A 255-nucleotide genomic window follows, 5' to 3' on the forward strand; every position below is an offset into this window, starting at 1 on the left:
CGACGCCCGGTTCCGGACCGCCGGACTCCACGCACTTGATGCCTTTGTAGCCGGCCTTGAGCACGTCCTCGAGCTCAAGGTCTTCCACCGAACCTTCCTGCGCTGCCAGATGCAGAACCGTGTCCTGCGCTTTGGCGTTCAGGATCAGCCGGGTGGAGTCGGCTTTCGGGTCGCATCCGACGATCAGGATCTTCTGCCCGAGGTCGACAAGCGCTGCGAGCGTATTTTGGGAGGTGGTGGACTTGCCGATCCCCC

At 63.1% G+C, this 255-nt stretch carries 1 protein-coding gene; it reads right to left on the minus strand.

Annotation, left to right across the window (positions count from 1 at the left end; genetic code table 11):
• Nucleotides 1–255 (minus strand): AAA family ATPase (locus tag K6M89_RS30830; RefSeq protein ID WP_222135297.1); only part of this gene is annotated, 255 nt, incomplete at both ends.

This window comes from Rhizobium croatiense (assembly GCF_019793465.1).
Lineage (GTDB): Bacteria > Pseudomonadota > Alphaproteobacteria > Rhizobiales > Rhizobiaceae > Rhizobium > Rhizobium croatiense.